The sequence below is a fragment of the Dyella terrae genome (assembly GCF_022394535.1).
GTDB lineage: Bacteria > Pseudomonadota > Gammaproteobacteria > Xanthomonadales > Rhodanobacteraceae > Dyella.
Window position 1 is genome coordinate 276,170 of record NZ_CP089414.1, and the last position, 23,418, is coordinate 299,587.

20 protein-coding genes are annotated in these 23,418 nt (G+C 62.6%); 11 read left to right on the top strand and 9 right to left on the bottom strand.

Annotated features, from left to right (window positions below; all coding sequences use genetic code 11):
- The first annotated feature begins 7 nt into the window (after window positions 1-7).
- Window positions 8-556, top strand: a complete 549-nt coding sequence (locus DYST_RS01250; protein ID WP_239949479.1) for a DUF2975 domain-containing protein — start codon at window positions 8-10, stop codon at window positions 554-556.
- A 7-nt stretch (window positions 557-563) separates the two neighbouring features.
- Window positions 564-788 carry a helix-turn-helix domain-containing protein gene (locus DYST_RS01255; protein ID WP_102304894.1) on the top strand — a complete coding sequence of 75 codons (225 nt, stop codon included), beginning with the start codon at window positions 564-566 and terminating at the stop codon, window positions 786-788.
- Between the two features lie 44 nt (window positions 789-832).
- Here the strand turns inward: DYST_RS01255 and arsC are convergent, their stop codons facing one another.
- Genes arsC through DYST_RS01275 form a run of 4 tightly spaced genes read right to left on the bottom strand, consistent with a single transcriptional unit; the run spans window position 833 to window position 4,524 of the window.
- On the bottom strand, window positions 833-1,180 hold the full coding sequence (arsC, locus tag DYST_RS01260) for an arsenate reductase (glutaredoxin) (protein ID WP_102304893.1): 348 nt from the start codon (window positions 1,178-1,180) through the stop codon (window positions 833-835).
- Window positions 1,181-1,194: 14 nt separating this feature from the next.
- A complete protein-coding gene (locus tag DYST_RS01265) occupies window positions 1,195-2,682 on the bottom strand; it encodes a pseudouridine synthase (RefSeq protein WP_239949480.1) in 1,488 nt (495 codons plus the stop codon).
- Window positions 2,679-3,560, bottom strand: coding sequence for an SMC-Scp complex subunit ScpB (scpB, locus tag DYST_RS01270; protein WP_239949482.1), 882 nt, complete (start codon window positions 3,558-3,560; stop codon window positions 2,679-2,681). Before scpB ends, DYST_RS01265 begins: the two co-directional genes overlap by 4 nt.
- 49 nt (window positions 3,561-3,609) lie before the next feature.
- Window positions 3,610-4,524, bottom strand: a complete 915-nt coding sequence (locus DYST_RS01275) for a segregation and condensation protein A (RefSeq protein ID WP_102304890.1) — start codon at window positions 4,522-4,524, stop codon at window positions 3,610-3,612.
- 468 nt (window positions 4,525-4,992) lie between these two features.
- Here DYST_RS01275 and DYST_RS01280 point away from each other — a divergent pair, with 468 nt between their 5' ends.
- Both DYST_RS01280 and DYST_RS01285 read left to right on the top strand, forming a co-directional pair.
- Entirely contained in the window at window positions 4,993-6,168 is a 1,176-nt protein-coding gene (locus DYST_RS01280; protein WP_239949487.1) for a DNA polymerase IV, read from the top strand.
- Window positions 6,169-6,266: 98 nt separating this feature from the next.
- Entirely contained in the window at window positions 6,267-6,635 is a 369-nt protein-coding gene (locus DYST_RS01285) for a PilZ domain-containing protein (RefSeq protein WP_102304888.1), read from the top strand.
- 93 nt (window positions 6,636-6,728) lie between these two features.
- On the opposite strand, the gene DYST_RS01290 is transcribed toward DYST_RS01285, so the two are convergent.
- Complete coding sequence (locus DYST_RS01290) at window positions 6,729-8,408, bottom strand: long-chain-fatty-acid--CoA ligase (protein ID WP_102304887.1); 1,680 nt, start codon at window positions 8,406-8,408, stop codon at window positions 6,729-6,731.
- Between the two features lie 118 nt (window positions 8,409-8,526).
- On the opposite strand from DYST_RS01290, the gene DYST_RS01295 reads away from it, so the two are divergent.
- On the top strand, window positions 8,527-8,973 hold the full coding sequence (locus DYST_RS01295; protein WP_239949488.1) for a nuclear transport factor 2 family protein: 447 nt from the start codon (window positions 8,527-8,529) through the stop codon (window positions 8,971-8,973).
- A 75-nt stretch (window positions 8,974-9,048) separates the two neighbouring features.
- Here the strand turns inward: DYST_RS01295 and acnA are convergent, their stop codons facing one another.
- Together acnA and DYST_RS01305 are read right to left on the bottom strand one after the other, a co-directional pair.
- On the bottom strand, window positions 9,049-11,799 hold the full coding sequence (gene acnA, locus DYST_RS01300; RefSeq protein ID WP_239949490.1) for an aconitate hydratase AcnA: 2,751 nt from the start codon (window positions 11,797-11,799) through the stop codon (window positions 9,049-9,051).
- Window positions 11,800-12,507: 708 nt separating this feature from the next.
- Window positions 12,508-13,224 (bottom strand): SDR family oxidoreductase, encoded by a 717-nt coding sequence (locus DYST_RS01305; RefSeq protein WP_239949491.1) that lies wholly within the window; start codon window positions 13,222-13,224, stop codon window positions 12,508-12,510.
- Window positions 13,225-13,348: 124 nt separating this feature from the next.
- On the opposite strand from DYST_RS01305, the gene DYST_RS01310 reads away from it, so the two are divergent.
- The 4 genes from DYST_RS01310 to DYST_RS01325 all read left to right on the top strand — a co-directional run bounded on the left by DYST_RS01310 (window position 13,349) and on the right by DYST_RS01325 (window position 19,597).
- The gene (locus DYST_RS01310; protein WP_239949492.1) at window positions 13,349-14,263 is read left to right on the top strand and encodes a LysR family transcriptional regulator; all 915 of its coding nucleotides are present in this window, start codon (window positions 13,349-13,351) and stop codon (window positions 14,261-14,263) included.
- Between the two features lie 295 nt (window positions 14,264-14,558).
- Window positions 14,559-17,150 (top strand): bifunctional aconitate hydratase 2/2-methylisocitrate dehydratase, encoded by a 2,592-nt coding sequence (locus tag DYST_RS01315; protein ID WP_239949494.1) that lies wholly within the window; start codon window positions 14,559-14,561, stop codon window positions 17,148-17,150.
- A 154-nt stretch (window positions 17,151-17,304) separates the two neighbouring features.
- The gene (locus DYST_RS01320; RefSeq protein ID WP_239949496.1) at window positions 17,305-18,558 is read left to right on the top strand and encodes an esterase/lipase family protein; all 1,254 of its coding nucleotides are present in this window, start codon (window positions 17,305-17,307) and stop codon (window positions 18,556-18,558) included.
- Window positions 18,559-18,685: 127 nt separating this feature from the next.
- A complete protein-coding gene (locus DYST_RS01325; RefSeq protein ID WP_239949498.1) occupies window positions 18,686-19,597 on the top strand; it encodes a LysR family transcriptional regulator in 912 nt (303 codons plus the stop codon).
- A 23-nt stretch (window positions 19,598-19,620) separates the two neighbouring features.
- Here the strand turns inward: DYST_RS01325 and DYST_RS01330 are convergent, their stop codons facing one another.
- Window positions 19,621-20,307 (bottom strand): DUF2461 domain-containing protein, encoded by a 687-nt coding sequence (locus DYST_RS01330; RefSeq protein ID WP_102304880.1) that lies wholly within the window; start codon window positions 20,305-20,307, stop codon window positions 19,621-19,623.
- A gap of 11 nt (window positions 20,308-20,318) precedes the next feature.
- The gene (gene sbcB, locus DYST_RS01335; protein WP_239949500.1) at window positions 20,319-21,767 is read right to left on the bottom strand and encodes an exodeoxyribonuclease I; all 1,449 of its coding nucleotides are present in this window, start codon (window positions 21,765-21,767) and stop codon (window positions 20,319-20,321) included.
- A 125-nt stretch (window positions 21,768-21,892) separates the two neighbouring features.
- Between sbcB and orn the strand changes: the two genes are divergently transcribed.
- Together orn and folP are read left to right on the top strand one after the other, a co-directional pair.
- The gene (gene orn / locus DYST_RS01340; protein WP_102304878.1) at window positions 21,893-22,453 is read left to right on the top strand and encodes an oligoribonuclease; all 561 of its coding nucleotides are present in this window, start codon (window positions 21,893-21,895) and stop codon (window positions 22,451-22,453) included.
- Window positions 22,454-22,473: 20 nt separating this feature from the next.
- Entirely contained in the window at window positions 22,474-23,382 is a 909-nt protein-coding gene (folP, locus tag DYST_RS01345; protein WP_239949502.1) for a dihydropteroate synthase, read from the top strand.
- Window positions 23,383-23,418 lie beyond the last annotated feature (36 nt).

The window sequence follows — 23,418 nt, forward strand, 5'->3', positions numbered from 1 at the left end:
TGCCTGTATGACGGATAGAAATTATCGTAATACAGAAAAAAAGTATCATGCAACAGCGTTACTCGTGGCGCGGGCGGCGCGTCGGCTGGCGATGGTGGCTTGGCTGGCTGCTTTAGCCTGCCTTGTGGTCACTGCCGCGGGCATATGGGGCAATGACGGAATGCAAGGTGGCATGGCAGCGGTCTTGTCGACCGGCGGCTTGCCTCGTGGATGGGCTGCACTCATGGCGGCACTGTTGGCGCTGGTGACATGTGCCGCGCTAGTCGAGTTAGCGCGCATGCTCGGTCGCGTTCACCCCGAGTCCTTATTTTCGAGCGCGGTGACGAAACATTTCCGGCGTTTTGCGGGTTTGCTGATGATCGCCGCGGTACTTCGGGTGCTATTGCCGGCAGCCGCTTCGCTCTGGCTGGCCGCGCAATCCGGCGCACATTCGGCGAGTCTTGAATTCAGCGGCGATGACTTGCTGTCGATATTGCCTGTTGCAGTGTTCTTCTTCGTGGCGCGGCTGTTTGACCAGGCAGTGCAACTGGAAGATGACCAGCGCTCGATCGTGTGAGGTACCGATGGCGATCGTGGTTCGACTCGACGTCATGCTGGCGATGCGCAAAGTGCGTTCGCGCGAACTTGCCGAGTTCGTCGGTATCACCGAATCCAATTTGTCTTTGCTCAAGTCAGGCCACGTGCGTGGCGTGCGTTTCGAAACGCTGAGCAAGATCTGCGAATTCCTCGCATGCCAGCCCGGTGACCTGCTGGTCTATGTGCCGGACGAGGAAGACGAAGGGAGTTGAAGTGCGACCGCCGAATCCTTGCCTGTCGACAAGGATTCGTTGGCTCACAAGATAGACAGCACGGCTTCCGGTGGACGCCCCAAGGCGGCCTTGCCGTTCGACACCACGATAGGGCGTTCGATCAGGCGCGGGTGGCTCGCCATCGCCGCGATCAGCGCGGTGTCGTCGAGCGACGGATCGTCGAGGCCGAGTTCGGTGTACTCGGCCTCGTTCTTGCGCATCAGTTCACGCGGCGTCATGCCGAGCATGTCGAGCAGCTGCGCGAGCTCGACAGTGCTGGGTGGCGTATCCAGATAGTTGACTACGTCGCACACAACGCCGCGTTCCTCCAGCAGCGCCAGTGTTGCGCGCGATTTGGAACAGCGGCTGTTGTGATAAATGCGGACGGTCACGGTGTCTGATTCGTTCAGCGGTTACCCGAGCGGTTGCCGCCACGGCCACCGCCACCGCCACCTTGCGGACGACCACCACCCTGCGGACGGCCACCCGTACCGCCCTGCGGACGGCTACCGCCACGGCCTTGCGGACGACCGCCTTGACCACCCTGGCTGGCACCCGGACGACCGCCGGGCTTGCCACCGCGGTTGCCACCGGCTCCACCACCAAAGCCGCCGTACGGACTGCCACTGCGTCCTTCCGCGCCGCCAGCGCGGTTACCGAATGGCTTACCGCCCGCTGCGCCGCCGCGGCTGCCCGTGCCCGCCGCCGCGCCGCGACGGTTACCCGCCGGGCCGCCACGACCGCCAGTGCCACCACCACCCTCGCGAGATTCACCAGCGAACCAGGTGCGAACCGACGGCAGCTCCTGGCCCGGGGCCACGCCACGACGGTTCTTGCGTTGCATCCCGCCGCCGCCACCACGTTCCGGGCGAGCAACGTTGCCGTTCACTTCCTTGCCCGGGTGTCGACGCTGCTGCTTGCCGCGTGCGGGTTCTTCGCGAATACGGTCATAGGCGCGCAGCTCGCGCGCTTCGTCCTGGTAGCCGGCGCTATAGGAGCCGCTTGCGCCGCCTGCGGGACGGTACTCGGTGACATTGCGCGGCGCGCGGCGCTGGTGCAGCACCGGGCTCAGCGTGAGTACCGGCTGCGGTGCGCCGAGGCCGGTGGTCTTGCGCAGGTCCTTGACGATTTCTTCGCCCAGCGACTCGCAGTCGCCACGACGCAGTGCGCGCGGCAGTTCAACGCTGCCGTAGCGGATACGCTTGAGGCGGCTCACCAGGAAGCCCTGAGAGTCCCACAGGCGACGCACTTCGCGGTTGCGGCCTTCGCGGATAACTACGCGGAACCAACTATGGCTACCGCCGCGGCTGATAACGGCGATCTCGTCGAAGCGGGCGGGGCCGTCTTCCAGTTCCACGCCAGCCTTGAGCTTTTCGATCATCTCATCGGGCACTTCGCCGTGCACGCGACACAGGTATTCGCGCTCGAGCCCACTCTTGGGGTGCATCAGCGCGTTGGCGAGTTCGCCGTCAGTGGTGAGCAGCAGCAGGCCGGTGGTGTTGATATCAAGGCGACCCACGGCGACCCAGCGCGCACCCTTCAGGCGCGGCAGCTGTTCGAACACGGTGGGGCGACCTTCTGGATCTTCGCGAGTGGTCACCACGCCTTCCGGCTTGTGATAGACCAATACTTCGGTCTCATCGCGGTTATCGGTGGCAACGATGAACTGCTTGCCATCCAGCACGACGCGATCGCCCGCGTGCACGCTGGCGCCGATGGTGGCGGGCGAGCCATTGAGTTCCACCTCACCGGCCTGGATGCGCTGTTCGAGCATGCGACGCGAGCCGAGGCCTGCGTTGGCGAGCACCTTGTGCAGGCGCTCCTCGATGGCGGGGGTGCTTTCGTCGCGCGGTGCGCGCTTGAGGGTCAAAACGGATTTCTGGGGCGCAGTCATGCGCGGTACTCCTCGGTGTCTTGCGTGGCGTCGCCTTGGTCGGCGTCCGCGTGGGTCGCTGCCTCGTCGGCAGTGTCAGAAAGGACCTCGACGTGCATGGCAGCGTCGGGTTCGGTGGTAGCGACTTCTATCGCCTCGGGTGTTTCGTGATGAGGTTCTTCGACGGCGTCGGAGGCTTCGCTCTCCGTTTCGCCGTTCACCGGGGCATCATTTCCGGTGGGTTCGGTGACGTCGGTTTCGGTTTCTTCGCCGGCAACCACCAGGATTTCGTCTTCTTCGTCCGGATCGATCGGCAGGTCACGCGCCACGCGGACAGGCAGCGGTTCCGGCGCAATGCTCATCTGCGGGTCTTCCATGTCGCGGATTTCCGACAGTGGCGGCAGTTCGTCCAGCGATTTCAGGTTGAAGTAGTCAAGGAAGGCGCGTGTGGTGCCAAACAGGGCGGGCTTGCCGGGCACGTCGCGGTAGCCCACCACGCGGATCCACTCGCGCTCTTCCATCGTCTTGATGATGTTGGAGGACACCACCACACCGCGGATCTGTTCGATTTCCGGCCGGGTAATTGGCTGCCGGTAGGCGATCAGGGCCAGTGTTTCCAAGAGGGCACGCGAGTAACGGCTGGGCCTCTCGGTCCACATCCGCGAAATCCACGGATGCACATGCTGCTTCACCTGATAGCGGAAGCCCGAGCCCACCTCGCGCAGCTCAACGCCGCGGTGAGCGCAGTCTTCCGTCAGCGCTTCGAGGGTCTTGGCGATCTCTTCCCGACCGACCTCGTCCTCTTCGCCGAACAGTTCCAGCAGTTGAGGCACGGTCATCGGCTGGGTAGATGCCAGCAGCGCCGCCTCGATGATGGGTTTGAGTTGTTCGATCTGCATAGCCTCGGATGGGATGCGATGCTTCGGTGAATAATTCAGGCCGGGCTGCTTATTCAGCAGCAGCGGCCCGCTCGTCGTCGGCGAACAAATCTTCCGCGCCTTCTTCGGCGCTCACGACCTTCGCCCTGACATAAATCGGTCCCAGTGGTTCTTCCTGCACAATCTCCACCAGCATTTCCTTGGCCAGCTCCAGCACGGACAGGAAGGTGACGACTACGCCCAGGCGGCCTTCGGTAATGTCAAACAGCGTCTCGAAGCGCTGGAAATTTCGATCGCCGGTTAGTCGGCCCAGCAATTCGCCCATACGCTGTCGAACACTCAGCGCCTCACGCTTGATGGCGTGATGGCCAAACAATTCGGCGCGGCGCATGACGTCCTTCAGCGCCAGCAGCAGCTCCTTCAGATCGAGCGGCGGCGGCAGCTTGATCACATTGCGCTCGCCCGTGTCCGCATGGGCGGGTGCGAAATCGCGCTCCATGCGGGGCAGGGCGTCGATATCCTCTGCTGCCCTCTTGAAGCGTTCGTACTCCTGCAGGCGTCGGATCAGTTCGGCGCGGGGGTCCTCTTCCACGCCTTCCTCGGCTGGAGGCCGGGGCAACAGCAAGCGCGATTTGATCTCGCCGAGAATAGCCGCCATCAGCAGGTATTCGGCGGCCAGCTCCAGGCGCATTACATCCCGCATCATCTCGATGTAGTCCATGTACTGCCGGGTGATCTCGGCGACAGGGATGTCCAGGATGTCCAGGTTTTGCCTGCGAATCAGGTACAGCAACAGATCGAGCGGCCCTTCGAATGCTTCGAGGATGACCTCGAGTGCATCCGGCGGGATGTACAGGTCCTGCGGCATCTGCAACAGCGGCTCGCCGCGCACGATGGCCAGCGGCATTTCCTGCTGTTGAGGTACCGACGCAAATGCGTCTTGCGGTGCGGGGACCGCCTGAGGCTCGATTGGCTCAGTGCTCATTAATGCATGTCGTTGGGCCGTCCGCGACGGCTTGCTCTGCGTTTAACACGTTAGGAAACGGTTTATCCCACCGGCATTCGCTCGACGAATGTCCCGACCGGACCGTGGCCCACAGGCGCGATCCGTTAAAACTGACTTGCGCGATGCCTAGCCGGTGCGCATGACGTCACCGTCGCGGGCATGCATGATGAAATCGCGCGTCCGGCGTTTCGATCAGGCTGACCGTGAGCGACCCTTGAGCGTCTCTGGCGTGTCTGGACCACGACAATAGGCGCGAGCCATAACGTGACGAAACCCGCGTCACTGGCTTCTCAATCGGTCGGCTGAGTGCATCGGGACGGGTGCCGTAGCGGTCGATCTGGCCGATCGTGCGCGCACCCTTATAACCCTGGCGACTCCAAGATTAGCCGCTGAAGCCGGGCAAGTCCAGTACACCCGATGCGCGCGGCACGGCAAAATAGCTTCGACATGCTGCCCGATGAACGCACCATCATCCACGTCGACATGGACGCATTCTACGCGTCCGTGGAGCAGCGTGACCGGCCCGAGCTGCGGGGGCTGCCGGTGATCGTGGCTGGTCTGGGGCCGCGCGGGGTGGTATCCACCTGCAGTTACGAGGCGCGGCGCTTCGGCGTGCGTTCGGCCATGCCTACGGCGCAGGCCCGCCGGCTCTGTCCCCATGGTGTCTACCTGTGGCCAGATCTGGCGCGCTATGAGGAGGTTTCCTGCCAAGTGTTCGAGGTTTTCCATGAGGTGACGCCCCTCGTCGAAGGGCTTTCGTTGGATGAGGCGTTCCTTGATGTCACCGCCAGCCAGCGCCTGCTGGGGTCCGTGGAAGCCATGGGGCTGAGGATCAAGGAGGCCATTCGCGAGCGCACCCAGCTCAATGCCTCGGTGGGCATGGGGCCCAATAAGCTGTTGGCGAAACTCGCCAGCGAGATATCCAAGCCGGACGGGTTCCGACGCATCGCCTCAGACCGCGCGGTGGCGGAACTGGCGCCCTTGCCGGTGGGCCGACTCTGGACCGTAGGAAAGGTGACAGAACAGGCTCTGCACCGACTGGGCATCCGGACCATGGGTGAATTGGCAGCAAGTGACACGGCGCGTCTGGCGAGTGCGCTAGGACGTCAGGCCGGCGCTCTGCAGGCGCTGGCCCGGGGCGAGGACAATCGCAGCGTCGAGCCCGAGCTGGCTGAACAATCCATCGGCGCGGAGCACACCTTCGACGTGGACTTAGCCGAACTGGCCATGGCTGAAGCATGGCTACTGAGGCATTGCGAGCGCATTGCCGCAAGGGCGCGCCAGCGGGGTTTGCAGGGCCGCACGGTGACGGTGAAGCTACGCGAGCCGCCCTTCGTGACGCATACCCGGCAGGCGCAACTGGCATCGCCAAGCGCGTCCGCAAGTGAACTCTATCGACTGGCACGGCGCTTGCTTAGTGCGTGGTGGGAGTCCCAACAGCGGCCACGTCTGCGCTTGTTGGGCGTCAATTTGTCGGGATTTGCGGTCGAGCCGCAACAGGATCTGTTCGATGCCGCGCCGGAACAGCGCGTCGCGGATCAGTTGCAGGATCGGATCAACTCGCGGTTTGGGACGGGGAGTCTGGTTCGCGCAGGTGTGTTGAAGACGCGACGGCCGGATTGAAGTTAGAAGGAGGCGCTCCACATCGGTCGATGAGGCAGTGTTCTTCAGGATGAAGCAGTCGGCGCCGGGTGGCGCGCGACGTGGGGAGAAAGAGCAGGATGAGCAAGGCGGAAGACAAAGCCAGGAGCGGGGTCGACCCGGAGCAGCTGCGGCCCGCGCGCATGCGAATCGAAACCACGGTGCTGATGAGCCGTGGCGACGAATCGCATCCTACGGAGCTGGTGGATATCTCCGCGACCGGCGTGTTGCTGCGCCGTCCGTTGGGCTGGCACGGCGAGCAGGGGCAGAGCTGGATCCTCGATATGATTTTCGGCCACGACTTGCATATCCATCTGGAAGCGCAGGTGGCGCGTATTTCCGAGCGGCATTTGGGGTTTGCCTACACGCGCATCCCTGAGGACAAGCAGGTGCCGTTATGGAATCTGCTGGGTGGCTATGCGGACATCCTGGAGATGTGGCACGACTGATCGCCGGTGATTCTCGTGGTTCCAGCGCGCTGCCAAGCCAGAAACGAAAACGCCCGCATTCGCGGGCGTTTTCTTATTGGCAGATAGGCGGGATCAGGCCGGTGTTTTCTTCTCGTCGCGCAGTTCGCGGCGAAGAATCTTGCCCACGTTGCTCTTGGGCAGCGAATCGCGGAACTCGATGATCTTCGGGCGCTTGTAGCCGGTGAGGTTGTCGTGGCAGAACTTCTTGAGTGCTTCCACGGTGAGGTTCGGGTCCTTGCGTACCACGAACAGCTTCACCACTTCGCCGGAGTGCTCGTCCGGCACGCCCACGGCTGCCACTTCGGCCACGCCAGGGTGCTGCATCACCACGTCTTCGACTTCGTTCGGATATACGTTGAAGCCAGACACGAGAATCATGTCCTTCTTGCGGTCGACGATGTAGATGTAGCCGCTTTCGTCCATGCGGGCGATGTCGCCGGTATGCAGCCAGCCATCAGCGCCCAATACCTTGACGGTTTCGTCGGGGCGCTGCCAGTAGCCCTTCATCACCTGCGGGCCATGCACCATCAGTTCGCCCACCTGACCGATCGGCAGCGGCTGATTGTCTTCCGACCAGATCGCCACATCGGTGGAAGGAATCGGCAGGCCGATCGAGCCGTTGTAGTCCTTCAGATCCAGCGGATTGATGCACGCGGCGGGCGAGGTTTCGGTGAGGCCATAGGCTTCGGCCAGCGTGCAGCCGGTGACCTTCTTCCAGCGCTCCGCTACCGCGCGCTGCACGGCCATGCCGCCACCTAGGCTCAAGTGCAGCCGGGAAAAATCCAGCTCAGCGAACCCAGGGGTATTGAGCAGGCCATTGAACAACGTGTTGACGCCGGTAAGCGCAGTGAACTTCGACTTCTTCAGTTCCTTGACGAAGCCGGGCATGTCGCGCGGGTTGGTGATCAGCCAGTTCAGGCCGCCCAGGCGCATGAACACCAAACCGTTCGCTGTCAGCGAGAAGATGTGATAGAGCGGCAGCGCGGTGATGATGATTTCTTCGCCGGGTTTGGCGTTCTTACCAATCCAGGCGCCGGCCTGCATCATGTTGGCAACCATGTTGCCGTGCGAGAGCATCGCGCCCTTGGCGACGCCAGTGGTGCCGCCCGTGTACTGCAGGAACGCGAGGTCGTCGTGACCCAGTTCTACCTTCAGCAGCGGGTGAGGAGCGCCGCGCGACAGGGCGTCGGTGAAGCGCACGGCATGGGGCAGGCTATACGCGGGCACCATCTTCTTGACGTGCTTGAGCACGAAGTTGATCACCATGCCCTTGGCGCCCAGCAGGTCGCCAATGCCGGTGGTGATGATGTGCTCTACCTTGGTCTCGCCGATCACCTGCTGCAGCGTCGAGGCGAAGTTGTCCAGCACCACGATGGCCTTTGCGCCGGCATCCTCAAGCTGATGCCTGAGTTCGCGCGCGGTGTACATCGGGTTGGTGTTGACCACTACCAGGCCGGCGCGTAGCGCACCGAACAGGGCGATAGGGTATTGGAGCACGTTGGGCATCATGATCGCGATGCGATCGCCCTTGCTCAGCTTGAGCTCGCCGGTGAGGTAGCCGGCGAACTGGCGACTCAGCTCATCGATCTGGCCGTAGTTGAGCACCTTGCCGAAGCTGGCGAACGCGGGGCGCTGGCGGAAACGCTCGAAGGCTTCTTCCACCACCGCAGCCACCGACGCGTACTGGTTGACGTCGATCTGCGGAGGAACGCCTTCGGGGTAATGGGCCAGCCACGGACGTTCAATGCTCATGTTGTATCCAACGCTCCTGTATGTGTCTGCCTGACGGCGACGTAGGGCAAGATAATGTCGCGGCATTGGAGCATACGCTCGCGTATAGCAGCAAGCCGCGCCGCAGCGAGAATTTCCCATGCCTCGAGTACAAAAACTGTTTGTAAATCCGTTGTTTTGCCTGTTGCTGATGGCTGGCCTGTCGGCCTGCCATCACACGCCCGACGAAAGTCGGGTGCGACAGGGTATCGAAAAGGCCGAGCATGCTGCTGAGCAGGCGGATGCCTCGGCACTGGATGCCGTGCTGAGCGATGACTTCGACGGGAACCATGGGGAGATGGAACGTCGCCAACTGCTTGGTCTGTTGCGCGCGACATCGTTTCGCGGCGAGACGATCCACGCGTTGACGGGCCCTATTGAGGTCGAACAGCACGGCGATCGCTACGTGGCACGCTTCACCGTTACCTTGACGAGCGGAGGCAAACTGCTTCCCGCGCAGATCGGCATGTATCAAGTGGAGACGGCATGGCGGAAGGATGGAGGGGAGTGGCGTTGTTATTCGGCGACATGGACATCTGCGAGCTGAGGCTCCTGACCAGCGCAAAGAAAACGCCGCGCGTTGGCGGCGTTTTCCTCTTGCTTATTGGCGCTTACCTGACACTCAGGCCGCCTTCTTCCCTGCGAGTTGGCGCAGCACGTACTGCAGGATGCCGCCGTGACGGAAGAACTCGCGCTCCTTCGGTGTGAGCAGCAGTACCTTCACGGTGAACTCCTTCTTCTTGCCGTCTTCGCCAGTGGCAACGACCTTGGCGGTCTTCGACTCGCCACCGTTCAGGCCGGTGATATCGAAGGTTTCCTTGCCGGTCAGGCCCAGCGACTGGGCGTTCTGGCCGTCCTCGAACTGCAACGGCAGCACGCCCATGCCCACCAGGTTGGAGCGGTGGATGCGCTCGAAGCTTTCCGCGATCACTGCCTTTACGCCGAGCAGCAGAGTGCCCTTGGCCGCCCAGTCGCGCGACGAGCCGGTGCCATATTCCTTGCCGGCGATGACCACGAGCGGCGTCTTATCGGCCTTGTACTTCATGGCCGCGTCGTAGATGGCCATCTGCTCACCGTTGGGCACATAGAGCGTATAGCCACCTTCAACGCCGTTGAGCATCAGGTTCTTGATGCGAATGTTCGCGAAGGTACCGCGCACCATCACGTCATCGTTGCCGCGGCGCGAGCCGTAGGAGTTGAAGTCCTTCGGCTCCACACCCTTGCCGATCAAGAAGCGGCCCGCCGGGCTGTCCTTCTTAATCGAGCCGGCTGGCGAGATGTGATCGGTAGTGATGGAGTCGCCGAACAGGCTAAGCACGCGGGCGCCGTGAACGTCTTCGATGGAGCCCGGCTCCTTGCTCATGCCTTCGAAGTAGGGCGGGTTCTTGATGTAGGTGGAGTCGTCCCACTTGTACACGTCGCCATCGGGCGAGGCGATGTGATTCCAGCGCGAGTCGCCCTTGAACACGTCGGCGTAGCTCTTCTCGAACATCTCGGGATTGAGGGCGCTGCCCACAAGGTCCGAGATTTCCTGGTTGGTCGGCCAGATGTCCTTGAGGTACACCGGCTTGCCATCGCTGCCGGTGCCCAGCGGATCCTTGCTTAGGTCGACGTCGAGCGTGCCGGCCAGTGCATAGGCGACCACCAATGGCGGCGAGGCCAGGTAGTTCATCTTCACTTCCGGATGCACACGGCCTTCGAAGTTGCGGTTGCCCGACAGCACCGAGGCCACGGCCAGATCACCCTCGCCAATGCCCTTGCTGATTTCGGGCGGCAGCGGGCCGGAGTTGCCAATGCAGGTGGTGCAGCCGTAGCCGACGATGAAGAAGCCGACCTTCTCCAGCTCCTTCAGCAGGCCGGTCTTCTCCAGGTAGTCGGTGACCACCTTGGAGCCAGGACCAATAGAGGTCTTCACCCACGGCTGCGCTTTCAGGCCCCTGGCGGCGGCCTTCTTGGCGAGCAAACCGGCACCGAGCATCACACTGGGGTTGGAGGTGTTGGTGCAGGACGTGATGGCAGCGATCACCACGGCGCCGTCGCCGAGCTTGAACGATTCACCGTCCTTCTCCACGCGCACGCCGCTGTCGGTGATGTCGTTGGCCGGGTTGCCAATGGCTGCCGAGCCGCCTTCAGCGATGAAGGCCGAGGTATCGTCATTGCGCGGGCGGCGGTTGGCGGTCAACGGGCCCACTGCGTCATGGAAGCTCTTCTGCACACCTTCTAGCAACACACGGTCCTGCGGGCGCTTGGGGCCGGCCAGCGAGGGCTTCACCTCGGCGAGGTCGAGCTCCAGCGTCGTGGTGAAGCGCGGCTCCACGGCGTTTTCGTCGTGCCACAGGCCCTGTGCCTTGGCATAGGCCTCCACCAGCCGGATCTGCTCTTCGCTGCGGCCAGACAGGTGCAGATAGTTCAGCGCTTCCTGGTCGATGGGGAAGATGCCGCAGGTAGCGCCGTATTCCGGGGCCATGTTGCCGATGGTGGCACGGTCGGCCAGTGCCAGATGCTTCAGGCCGCTACCGAAGAACTCCACGAACTTACCCACCACACCGAGTTTACGCAGCGTCTGAGTGACGGTGAGCACCAGGTCAGTAGCGGTGACGCCCTCGGACAACTTGCCGGTCAGCCTGAAGCCCACCACCTGCGGAATCAGCATGGACGACGGCTGTCCCAACATGGCGGCTTCCGCCTCGATGCCGCCCACGCCCCAGCCCAGCACGCCGATGCCATTGATCATGGTGGTGTGCGAGTCGGTGCCAAACACGGTGTCCGGATAGGCCCACTGCTTGCCACCCTTTTCCGCGGTGAACACCACACGGGCGAGATGCTCCAGGTTCACCTGGTGCACGATGCCGGTGCGCGGCGGCACCACCTTGAAGTTGTCGAACGCCTTCTGGCCCCAGCGTAGGAAGGCGTAGCGCTCCTGGTTGCGGTGGAACTCGATCTCGACGTTCTTCTCCAGCGCGGATTCTGAGCCATACACGTCCACCTGCACCGAGTGGTCGATCACCAGCTCGGCAGGGGCCAATGGGTTGATCTGCTTGGCGTCGCCGCCCAGCTTCACCACCGCATCGCGCATGGCGGCCAGATCGACCACGCAGGGCACGCCGGTGAAGTCCTGCAACACCACGCGCGCCGGCATGAAGGCGATCTCAGTGTCGGGCTCCGCCTTGGCGTTCCAGTTGGCTACGGCCTCGATTTCCTTGGCCGTGACGTTGACGCCATCCTCGTGGCGCAACAGATTTTCCAGCAGGATCTTCAGCGAGAAGGGCAGGGTCTTGAGGTCAAAGCGCTGGCCGAGCTTGGTCAGGCTGGCGATCTGGTACTGGCTGCCGTTGACAGTGAGGGTGTCGCGGGTGGCGAATGAATCCAGCATGGGGCTAACTCCTGTTGCGTGAGTCTGGCGAACGCGCGAACGCGTAGCAGGGATGCTCTTAACTATTCCATATGGGCGGCATGACTCCAGATAGCCCGCAGGGTGTGAGGCGTGGCGCAGCCCAGGCTGGTTGCCTGGGCAAGACGCGCGTCGCGCCCTGCGGGCTATCTAGAGATCACCCGGAAGGCCGGCTCTGTCTGTCCGCAGCTGTGCGTCGCGCCGATTCGACAGGCCGCCAGCCTGCCTTCATCGTCGCAACACCCATCTGCGGACAGACAGAGCTGGTGACGCCTATATGGAATAGTTAAGAACATCCCAAGTGATCCTAAGGCACGGAACGTGAGGGGAATTGCAAAGGCCTGGGTCGCTTATCGAGCCGGTTGCGGCGGATATGGCGGAGGAGGGCCTTCGGTGATCAACCTCTTCGTTGACGGGCGCTGCCATTCAGTTTGGGACAAAAGCCGTATCGCGCAAGAGACCCGATCGGGGATTGCGCCATATTTGCGTTGCAAGATTTCGCACGCTCGCGGAAGCATGATGCGTGGCTGCCGGGAGCGCAGGGGTTTGCGTCTTCCTTGTCCGGCTTGTTGCTGGCGTAGGGATGACTTTCAGTGACTCGGCGTGAGCAAAAAAACGACGGCACACGAAGCGTTGGCTTCGCGTGCCGTTTGACGATGCAGGCCTGTGTGCAGTTTCGACGGCGCGCCGTCAGCGCGAACCGCCATCGATGTCGATCAATGCGCCTGTGGTGAAGTCGTTGGTGATGACGAACTCCATAGCCTGCGCCACTTCTTCCGATGTGCCCGCCCGACCGACATGAAGGTCCTTGATCATGCCATCGAACAGAGCGGTCTTGGCCTCGTGCGACAAGTGATCGTAAGCAGGCGTGTCGATCAACCCTGGCGAAACCACATTCACGCGCAGCGGTGCCAACTCCATGGCCAGGGTTTGCCCCATCTGCGTGATGGCGCCGTTGATCGCCGCCAGCCCGGCGGTGTGCATGAGTGCCGTGCGCGAGGCCGTGCCCGACAACAGGGTGACGGAGCCGTCCTTGCGCAGGTGAGGCAGCGCGGCCCGAATGGATTGCCAGTAACCCAGCGCTTTCTGCTCGAAGGCTTTGAGCAAGACCGCACCGCTGACGTCGCGGAACGGACCCCATGCGGCACTGCTGGAGGCGGCCAGGACCAGGTGATCGATGCGTCCGACGGCGGTGAACAGTGCTTCCAGTGAGGACTCGCTGGAGAAGTCCACGACATGGGCGCTGGCGCTGCCCGGGACGGTGGTGAGGGCGGCGTCGAGGCTCGCCTGCGAGCGGCTGGCGATGATGACGTGAGCCCCTTTCGAGGCTAGGCGCCGTGCACAGGCCAGACCCATGCCGGAGCTACCGCCAATGATCAGAATGCGTTGATTTTTAAGATTTTCCATGATGACTCCACCATTCCGGACGACAGGTGCCGGCATGTGGAACAGCATGGGTTTGTCCGTGGAATCCGTAAAATGGATTGTAGTGATGGATACTATCCATTGATTAGATACTTATGGGGCATCCATGTCGCTCGGGCGTTTCGACCTCAATCTGCTCCGGTCGTTGGACGTGCTGCTGGTCGAGCGCAACGTCACCCGCGCCGCTGCGCGGCTTCATCTGTCACAACCGGCGCTTTCCAGTCAGCTCAAGCAGTTGCGTACGCTGTTCAATGACCCGTTACTGGTGCCCAGCGGCCCGCGGGGCATGCTGCCGACGCCGCGCGCGTTGGCGCTGCAGGAATCCTTGCGCGATTACCTGGCGCAACTGACCGCGCTGGTCGTCGAGCAAAAAGGGTTTGATCCGGCAGCGTCGAGCCGCATCTGGCGAGTCAGTGCGGCGGACTCGGCGCACTCCGTCGTAGCTCCCGGTTTGCTGCGTCGCCTACAGGCGTCCGCACCGGCGTGCCGGTTGGCGTTGTTGCCGTCCTCCCAGCAGAACCTGCCGGAACTCATGAGCAGCAACGAGATCGACCTGCTCCTTGCGCCATCGACATCCATGCCGGAATCACTCAAGTGTCGGGAGCTATATCGCGAGTCGTTCGTCTGCGTGCTGCGCAAAGGGCATCCGGCAGCGAAAAAGCCGCTCAGCCTGGATCAGTTCTGCGAGATGCTGCATGTGTTGACGTCACCCAGTGGCGGCGGCTTCGAAGGTGTCGTCGACGAGATGCTGGCCCACGTCGGGCGCCGCCGCCGCGTGATGGTATCCACGCCCAGCTTCTTGTTGCTTCCCTCTCTGGTGGAGGCGAGTGACTTGGTGGCTACGGTGCCGCGTCGCGTTGCTCAGTTCTGGACAAACCGGGTTGCACTGTTGGCACCACCATTGGAAATCGAGGGTTTCTCCATGCAGATGGGCTGGCATCCGCGCAATCACGCCGACCCCGGCCTGCGCTGGCTGCGCGAACAGGTTCAAAGCGTTGTAGCGGAAACCGCCCGCACCTGAACTGTCGATTCAGGCAATGGCAAAGCTCGACATCACCACCAGGCAACGCGCCGTGGTGTGCGGCATGCCAAGATTTCGAACGCTGCCGGAAGCGTTGTCTTGCGTTGCGGCACCAGGGGCTCGGCTGGCAAAATAGCGCGTTGTAATGCCGCCCAAAACGGCATGTCGACAAGACCTTGCGTCTTGTCGAGCGCCGGTAGCGGCCACGCGGAACCATCCCCTCGGGCGACCTCCGCCGCGGTTGTGCAAACAACTGCTCGCTGCCTCTTTGTTCTAGTTCACCGGACGAGACCACATGCTTAACGCCTACCGCCAACATGTCGCCGAGCGCGCCGCGCTGGGAATCCCGCCGCTGCCGCTGTCGGCCCAGCAGACCGCCGACCTGATCGAGCTCCTGAAGAATCCGCCTGTCGGTGAAGAGGCGTTCCTCGTTGATCTGATCACCAACCGCGTCCCGGCCGGCGTGGACGATGCGGCCAAGGTCAAGGCGTCGTATCTGGCGGCCGTGGCGTTCGGCACCGAAAAGAGCGCGCTGATTTCGCGCGAGAAGGCCACCGAACTGCTCGGCACCATGCTGGGCGGCTACAACATCCATCCGCTGATCGAGCTGCTCGACGACGCACAGATCGGCACCGTCGCCGCCAATGCGCTCAAACACACGCTGCTGATGTTCGACGCCTTCCACGACGTCAAGGAAAAGGCCGACAAGGGCAACACCAACGCCAAGGCCGTGCTGCAGAGCTGGGCCGACGCCGAGTGGTTCACCAGCAAACCCGAAGTGCCGGAAAGCCTGACCATCACCGTGTTCAAGGTGCCGGGCGAAACCAACACCGATGACTTGTCGCCGGCGCCGGACGCCACCACGCGCCCGGACATCCCGCTGCACGCGCTGGCCATGCTCAAGAACAAGCGCGACGGCGCACCGTTCCAGCCGGAAGAAGACGGCAAGCGCGGCCCCATCGCCTTCATCGAATCTCTGAAGGAAAAGGGTCACCTGGTTGCCTACGTCGGTGACGTGGTCGGCACCGGTTCCAGCCGCAAGTCCGCCACCAACTCGGTGCTGTGGTTCACTGGCGAGAACATCCCCTTCATCCCGAACAAGCGTTTCGGTGGCGTGTGCCTGGGCAGCAAGATCGCCCCGATCTTCTACAACACGATGGAAGACGCCGGCGCGCTGCCGATCGAACTCGACGTGTCCCATATGGAGATGGGTGACGTCGTCGAGCTGCGTCCGTGCGACGGCAAGGCGTTGAAGAACGGCGAAGTCATCGCCGAATTCCAGGTCAAGTCCGACGTGCTGTTCGACGAAGTGCGCGCCGGTGGCCGCATTCCGCTGATCATCGGTCGTGGCCTCACCGCCAAGGCGCGCGAAGCGTTGGGTCTGCCGGTCTCTACGCTGTTCCGTCTGCCGCAGCAGCCTGTCGATACGGGCAAGGGCTTCACGCTGGCGCAGAAGATGGTGGGTCGTGCCATCGGATTGCCGGAAGGCCAGGGCGTGCGCCCGGGCACCTACTGCGAGCCGAAGATGACCTCGGTGGGTTCGCAGGACACCACCGGCCCGATGACCCGCGACGAGCTGAAGGACCTGGCCTGCCTGGGCTTCTCGGCCGACCTCGTCATGCAGTCGTTCTGCCATACCGCCGCTTATCCGAAGCCGGTGGACGTGAAGACCCACCACACGCTGCCGGAATTCATCAGCACCCGTGGCGGCATCTCGCTGCGTCCGGGTGACGGCGTGATCCACAGCTGGCTCAACCGCATGCTGCTGCCCGACACCGTCGGCACCGGCGGCGACAGCCACACGCGTTTCCCGATCGGTATTTCCTTCCCGGCGGGCTCGGGCCTGGTGGCCTTCGCCGCCGCCACGGGCGTGATGCCGCTGGACATGCCGGAATCCGTGCTGGTGCGCTTCAAGGGCGAACTGCAGCCGGGCGTCACGCTGCGTGATCTCGTCAACGCGATCCCGCTCTACGCCATCAAGCAGGGTCTGCTGACCGTTGCCAAGCAGGGCAAGAAGAACATCTTCTCCGGCCGCATCCTGGAAATCGAAGGTCTGCCGAATCTCAAGGTGGAGCAGGCGTTCGAGCTATCCGATGCCTCGGCCGAGCGTTCGGCTGCCGGTTGCACGGTGCATTTGGACAAGGCGCCGATCATCGAATACATCACCAGCAACATCACGCTGCTGAAGTACATGATCGCCCAGGGCTACAAGGACCCGCGCAGCCTGCAGCGCCGCATCAAGGCGATGGAAGCATGGCTCGCCAACCCGCAGTTGCTGGACCGCGATGCAGACGCTGAATACGCTGCGGTCATCGAGATCGACCTGGCTGACGTGCACGAGCCCATCGTGGCTTGCCCGAACGACCCGGATGATGTGAAGACGCTCAGCGACGTGGCTGGCGCCACCATCGATGAAGTGTTCATCGGTTCGTGCATGACCAACATTGGTCATTTCCGTGCCGCGTCGAAATTGCTGGAAGGCAAGCGCGACATCCCGACCAAGCTCTGGGTGGCCCCGCCGACCAAGATGGACCAGCAGCAGCTGACCGAGGAAGGCCATTACGGCGTACTCGGCACCGCTGGCGCCCGCATGGAAATGCCGGGTTGCTCGCTGTGCATGGGCAACCAGGCGCAGGTGCGCGAGGGCGCTACGGTGTTCTCCACCTCTACCCGCAACTTCCCCAACCGTCTGGGCAAGAACTCCAACGTGTACCTGGGTTCGGCCGAACTGGCCGCGATCTGCTCGCGTCTGGGCAAGATCCCGACCAAGGATGAGTACATGACTGACGTAGGCGTGATCAACGCCAATGGCGACAAGATCTACAAGTACATGAACTTCGACCAGATCAAGGATTACTCCGAGGTAGCCGCCGCCGTTCCTGTCTGATCGGTGGAGTCAAAAAAACAGTAAAAAAGGCCGGCGATAAGTCGGCCTTTTTTTGTTGAAAAGGGCGGCAAAAAACAGAGTTTTCCGGTCTTCTTCTTGAGGATTAGGCTGCTACGGTGCCTGTTCGACCTCACGGCACTGAAGGGGCAAAAACATGCCGACGGCAAAGAAGACTGCACACACCGCAACCAAGAAGAGCGCCTCTACCCGGACGCAAAAACGGACCCCATCGCACGCCCAGACCCCAAACCATTCATCCCGTAACAACTACCCCAACGTGTTAGTGCATGGCATGTGCGGCTGGGGCAAGGATGAAATCTTCGGCCAGTATTTCCGCTACTGGGGCGGCCTCAAGGGCGATATCCAGGAGTATCTGAAGAGTAAGGGGTATGAGACCTTCGTCGCTTCGATGGGACCGATCTCCAGCAACTGGGATCGAGCCTGTGAGCTCTATGCATTTTTGCGTGGAGGCATGGTCGACTATGGTGCCGTTCATTCGGCCCGCTACGGCCATTCGCGCTATGGGCGCAGCTATCCCGGTGTGTTTCCGCAGTGGAGTGAAACCAACAAAGTGCATTTGATCGGACACAGCCAGGGTGGTCCGACGTCACGCACGCTGATCCAGTTGCTTGAGCACGGCGACGCTGACGAGGTGGCCTTTGTGCCTGGCTCGCACGAGGCGCCTTCGTCCGATCTTTTCAAAGGCGGCAAGCGCTGGGTGCACAGCCTTACATCCGTGGCCGGCGTACATAACGGCACTCCAGTCGCCGATGACATGGGGGCGCTCATTGCCGACTTGCTGCATGCGGCTGCGTCGACCGCCGGCCTTGCAGAGAACGAACCCATCTTTGATTTCTCTTTGCAGCAGTGGGGGCTTGAGCGTGAAAAAGGCGAGGGGTTCGCGGAGTACATTCGCCGCTGCCTTGGCAGCAAGATCTGGAAGACCAACGATTGCTGCGCCTATGACCTGTCGCTGGTTGCTGCGCACTTTCAGAACGCACTGGTGCTCACGTCGCCGGATGTTTACTACAGCTCCTATGCTGTAGATGGCACGTTCGAGGGGCCTTTCGGAGTGCGCCTTCCGGCGCCTAACATGAATCCTGCGCTCAAGCTGGGCGGTGTCTTGATCGGCAAGAATGAGCGTGATTTGCCAGGTGGTGCTGATGCCTGGCGCCCGAACGATGGTGCCGTTCCCGTGCCATCGGCCCAGTACCCGTTTGGTCATGCACACGAAGCCGTGGTGGCCGGCAACACCGAGAAACCCAAGAAGGGAGTCTGGTACGTTCATCCCACACTCACCGGCAAAGATCACATCAGCGTTATTACCCCATGGCTGAATGTCACCATCGAAGAGCTCAACGCCTTTTATGAAGGCATCGCCAGCCACAACCGCTCCTTGCCTGCATAAATCCGGGCTGATGGCCATTCCGGCTAAACTCTCGGTGTCATCCTCTACAAACGACAAAGCCCGGCACAGTGCCGGGCTTTGTCGTTTATGCTTCGTCACGTATTTCCATCAAGTCGACAGGCAGCGGATGATCTCCTCCCACTTATCGGTAGTCTCGTTGCGCGACCTGATGTTGGTGCAGGCGGTGCGCCGCCATGGCAGCTTCAATAGTGCCGCGCGCGCCATGCACATCAGTCCTTCGGGCCTTTCGCATCAGGTGCAGAAGGTAGAGCAGGCGTTGGGGGCGCCGCTGTTCGAGCGCGGAGGGCGGCGCATCGTGCCGACGGCGGGTGGTCAGCGATTGCTCGAACAGATCGACGCCGTGCTCGCCGCCGCCGAACACCTGCAACAGGTCGCCCGCGCTGGTGAGGTTGCCTTTGGTGGCGAGCTACGCCTGGGTGTGCCCGCATCGCTGGGCCCTTATCTGCTTCCCCATCTGATCGGGCCGTTTCCCCAGCATTTCCCTGGTACCCGGCTCAGCCTATCCGAAGGCAAGCCGCGCGGCCTGTTGCGTCGTTTGAACGAAGGTGAGCTCGACGCTGTGCTCGCTCCACGCGTTCCGCCGATGAGCGGTGTGGCAATGCGCCCGCTGTTCTTCGAGCCCTGGGAGGTGATGTTTCGCGCCGATCATGCGCTCGCCGGCAAGCGGAGCGTGGGCATCGAGCAACTCGAAGCCAGCGATGCCACGCTGATGACCGAGAGCCATTGCGAGGATGTGCTCGGCGGCGGTCACGTGCAGGACGTGAGCCTGGAGAGCTTGGCTGCCCTGGTAGAACTGCGAGGAGGCTATGCACTCGTGCCGGCACTGGCCCATGACCGCCTCGCTTCCATGCCCAACGTGGTGCTCGCCAAGCTCAAGGGTCAGGCGCCAGGGCGCGAGATTGCGCTGTACTGGCGCGAGGCCTCACCGTGGCATGCAGACCTGCAGAATTTCGCGGTCTTGCTGCGCAAGCTCGCGAAGCAGCGGCCGGGGCTAAAGCCAGCGGACGAAGCGAGCTGAGGCTCGCTTTGTCCTCCCTATCGTCAGAAATCCAGTTCCTGCGACGCACACAGATAGTCGATCATCGGCGACACGCGCTTGTACGTGTCCACCAGCCACGGTAGCAACTCGGCGGAGCAGGCCAGCTTTTCGTCGAAGCCTTCACCGCAGGCGAAATCCTTGCGCTTGATGTCATCGATCAGCTCGTGCGTGGCGTCGAACCCGCGCGGCGGGCGACTAAGCGATTCACCCCAGAACTGGAAATGATCGCGGAAGGCCTTGCTGCGCGTCGCGCGCTTCCAGGCCTCGGGGTTGTCGGCAAGGAACTCGCGGATCTTCTTCAGCGCGTCGGACTCCGGATGCCAGATGCCACCGCCCGCGAAGCAGTCGCCCGGCTGGATATGCACGTAGAAAGACGGCGCAGGGATTTCGTGGCGGCGTTCATGGAAGAAGCGCGCGCCTTGCCACGGTTTGTACGGCTGCTTGTCGTTGGAGAAGCGCGTATCGCGGTAGATGCGGAACAGCGAACCGCCGCTCTTGCGCGGGTCGGCACGGTAGTGCTTGCTGATCTTGGCAATGGGCGCCTGGATGTCGGTGATCAGCGCGAGGAATGGATCGCGTACGTCGCGTTCGTACTCCGCCTTGTGAGCATGAAACCACTCGCGGTTGTTGTTGCGATCCAGCGAACGCAGGAAACGGAAAGTGGCGGGCGAAAAGTAAGTCTTGGCCATGATGTCAGTGGTCAGGCGGAGAGAAGGGCGATGTCGGCAGCCAGTATCTCGCCCCAGGCTTGCAACTGGTCGAGAATGCCGAGCTTGTTTCGGTGGGCGTCATCCGCACGCAGCGCGGCGATGTGGGCGAAATACTGGTCCAGCGTCAGGTTCGTCAAGGGTGTGGGCCGGGTCAGCCGATCACGGCAGAAGGCCTGCCAACGCGCCTGTTCTTCAAGGTTGAGGGTTTCCGGCCAGTTGCGTGCACGGTAGCGGAATAGCAGTTCCGGATAACGCGAATCGCGGAATGGAAAGCTGCGCTGGCCCAAGTGCTCTGGCGGCGTTGCGCGGATGTCCGCCAGCAGACGTTTGTCCGCATCTGGCAGAAAACCGCCGTACAGCGCCAGCTCCGGATCCTGCGGTGGTGGCAGGTCGGCCCCGCGCTGGAACACGCGGCGAAGCTTGGCCGCCAGCCCCTCGGCAGAGGCAAGCATGTCGCGGTGCGCGTGCACGCGGTCGAGATCGATCTGCAGGCGCTCGAGGTCCACGCCCTTCAGCGTGGAGAGCGGAGCGAGCGCTGGCGAGCGGTTCGCGCGAACGGTGCGTAGCGGAATCCGTTCGACGCCTTCGGGCAGATCGGCCCGTGCGGTAAATACACGGTCGGCAATCTCATCCTCGTCCAATGCCAGCAGCTCGGATGGATCGTTCGCCAGGTCGTACACGATGATCTCCGCCGGCCGGCTCGGGTGCGCAGCCAACGGTGCGACCACGGCCAGGCAATGCCGGCTGGACGGGTAGCGGGAAGACACATGTACCACCGGCGTCATCGCCACCACGTCGAGCATTTCGAACACGCGCTGCTTGCGCCGCAGGTTGAAATACCAATCCCACAGGCGTGGCTGGCGCACGCGGATCAGGCGGGCCAGGTCGATCAGCGCATAGACGTCGGACAACGCGTCGTGCGCGCGCTCCTGTCGAAGATGGTTGGCGGTGGCCAGGTGTTCCAGCTTGAAGCTGGGCGAGCCATCCTCGCGCTTGGGCCACTCGATGCCTTCGGGACGCAGCGCCTGGCACATGCGCACGAGGTCGATCAGGTCCCAGCGAGAGTTACCGTTCTCCCATTCACGGCCGTAAGGCTCGAACATATTCCGATAAAACAGCTGGCGGCCAATTTCGTCGTCGAAACGCAGTGAGTTGTAGCCCACCCCGCAGGTACCTGGCTGGGCCAACTGCTCATGTACGCGCGCTGCGAAGTCCGACTCCAGGCAGCCCTCGCGCTCGGCCTGTTGCGGCGTGATGCCGGTGATCAGACAGGCCTCGGGGTGCGGCGGCATCTCCTCAGGCGGTTTGCCGAAGAACATCACCGGCTCGCCCACGACCTCCAGTTCCATCGTGGTGCGGATGCCGGCGAACTGCACCGGGCGGTCACGCCAAGGGTCGGCGCCAAACGTCTCGTAGTCGTGCCAGAAGAAAGTCTGCATGCCGCGATCATCGCATGGCCCTTCTGCGTGCTCCATGCGGCCCACCCCTGGCAGGCGCCCCGATCGTGCCGAATTCAGCGGCCTGGTCGGTGCGCTGCTGTTAGACTCCGCGTCCAGGAGGGCGCATGAGCCAAGCGAACGAAGACAATCTGATCTGGATCGATCTGGAAATGACCGGTCTCGATACGGACAACGATTCCATTCTCGAGATCGCCACCATCGTCACCGACAAGGATCTTCGCATTCTGGCGGAAGGCCCGGTGTTCGCGATTCGCCACCCGCTGGAGCGGCTGGAAGGCATGGATGCGTGGAACCGTAACCAGCACCGCCGGTCTGGCTTGTGGGACCAGGTGGTGGCTTCCAGTGATGACCACGCAGCGGCGGAACAGGCCACGCTCGATTTTCTCAAAGAGTGGGTGCCGGCCGGCAAGTCGCCCATGTGCGGCAACTCGATCTGCCAGGATCGCCGCTTCCTGCACCGTGAGATGCCACGGCTGGAGCGCTACTTTCACTACCGCAACCTCGACGTGTCCACGCTGAAGGAGCTCGCGCGCCGCTGGGCGCCGGCTGTCGGCAAGGGCTTCTCCAAGGAATCCGCGCACACCGCGTTGTCGGACATCCGCGACTCGATCGACGAACTGCGCTACTACCGCCGCTTCATGGGGCCGCTGGGCGGCGAGTTCTGAGTCTTCCTACGGGAGTCACTATGTCCTTCGATCTGTTCGCTCCCGTGCTCGACTGCAACGGGCGGTCGCTCAAACTTGACCGCCCGCGCGTGGTCGGCATCCTCAACGTCACGCCCGATTCGTTTTCCGATGGCGGTAACTACGCATCGTTAGATGACGCCGTGGCGCATGGTCTGCGCATGGTGGAAGAGGGTGCGGACATGCTGGACATCGGCGGAGAATCGACCCGCCCCGGATCCGGCGACGTTCCCGTTGAGGAAGAGTTGCGGCGCATCGTGCCCGTGCTCGAGCAACTGGCAGCGCGTACCAGCGTCCCGCTGGCCATCGATACCTCCAAGCCAGAAGTGATGCGTGCGGCCGTGGCGGCTGGCGCGGGCATGATCAACGACGTCTATGCCCTGCGACGCGAAGGCGCCTTGGATGCCGCGGCCGAACTCGGCGTACCGGTGTGCCTGATGCATATGCTGGGCGAACCGCGCAGCATGCAAGACGATCCGCACTACGACGATGTGGTCGGCGAGGTGCACCGGTTTCTGACCGATCGGCTATTTGCCTGCGAGTTGGCCGGCATCGATCGTCGCAAGGTTATGGTCGACCCCGGTTTCGGCTTCGGCAAGAACCTGGAGCACAATCTGGCCCTGCTGCGGGCGTTGGAGCGTTTTGCGAATCTTGGCAGTGGCGTCTATGTCGGTATGTCGCGAAAATCGATGATCGGCGCGATGACGGGACGGCAGGTGCCTGCTGAGCGCGTGGCGGGCTCGGTCGCCGCGGCCGTCATTGCAGTGCAGCGCGGCGCACGGATGGTGCGCGTTCATGACGTGGCGGCTACCGTCGACGCGCTCGCGGTGTGGCATGCCGTGCAGGCTGGCGATGTGCCGGCGCGCCGTGACGACAAACCCTCCATGCCGCGCTGGCCGGATGACGAGTAATCACCCAGAACAGGATGTCTGGCGCATCAACGCGCC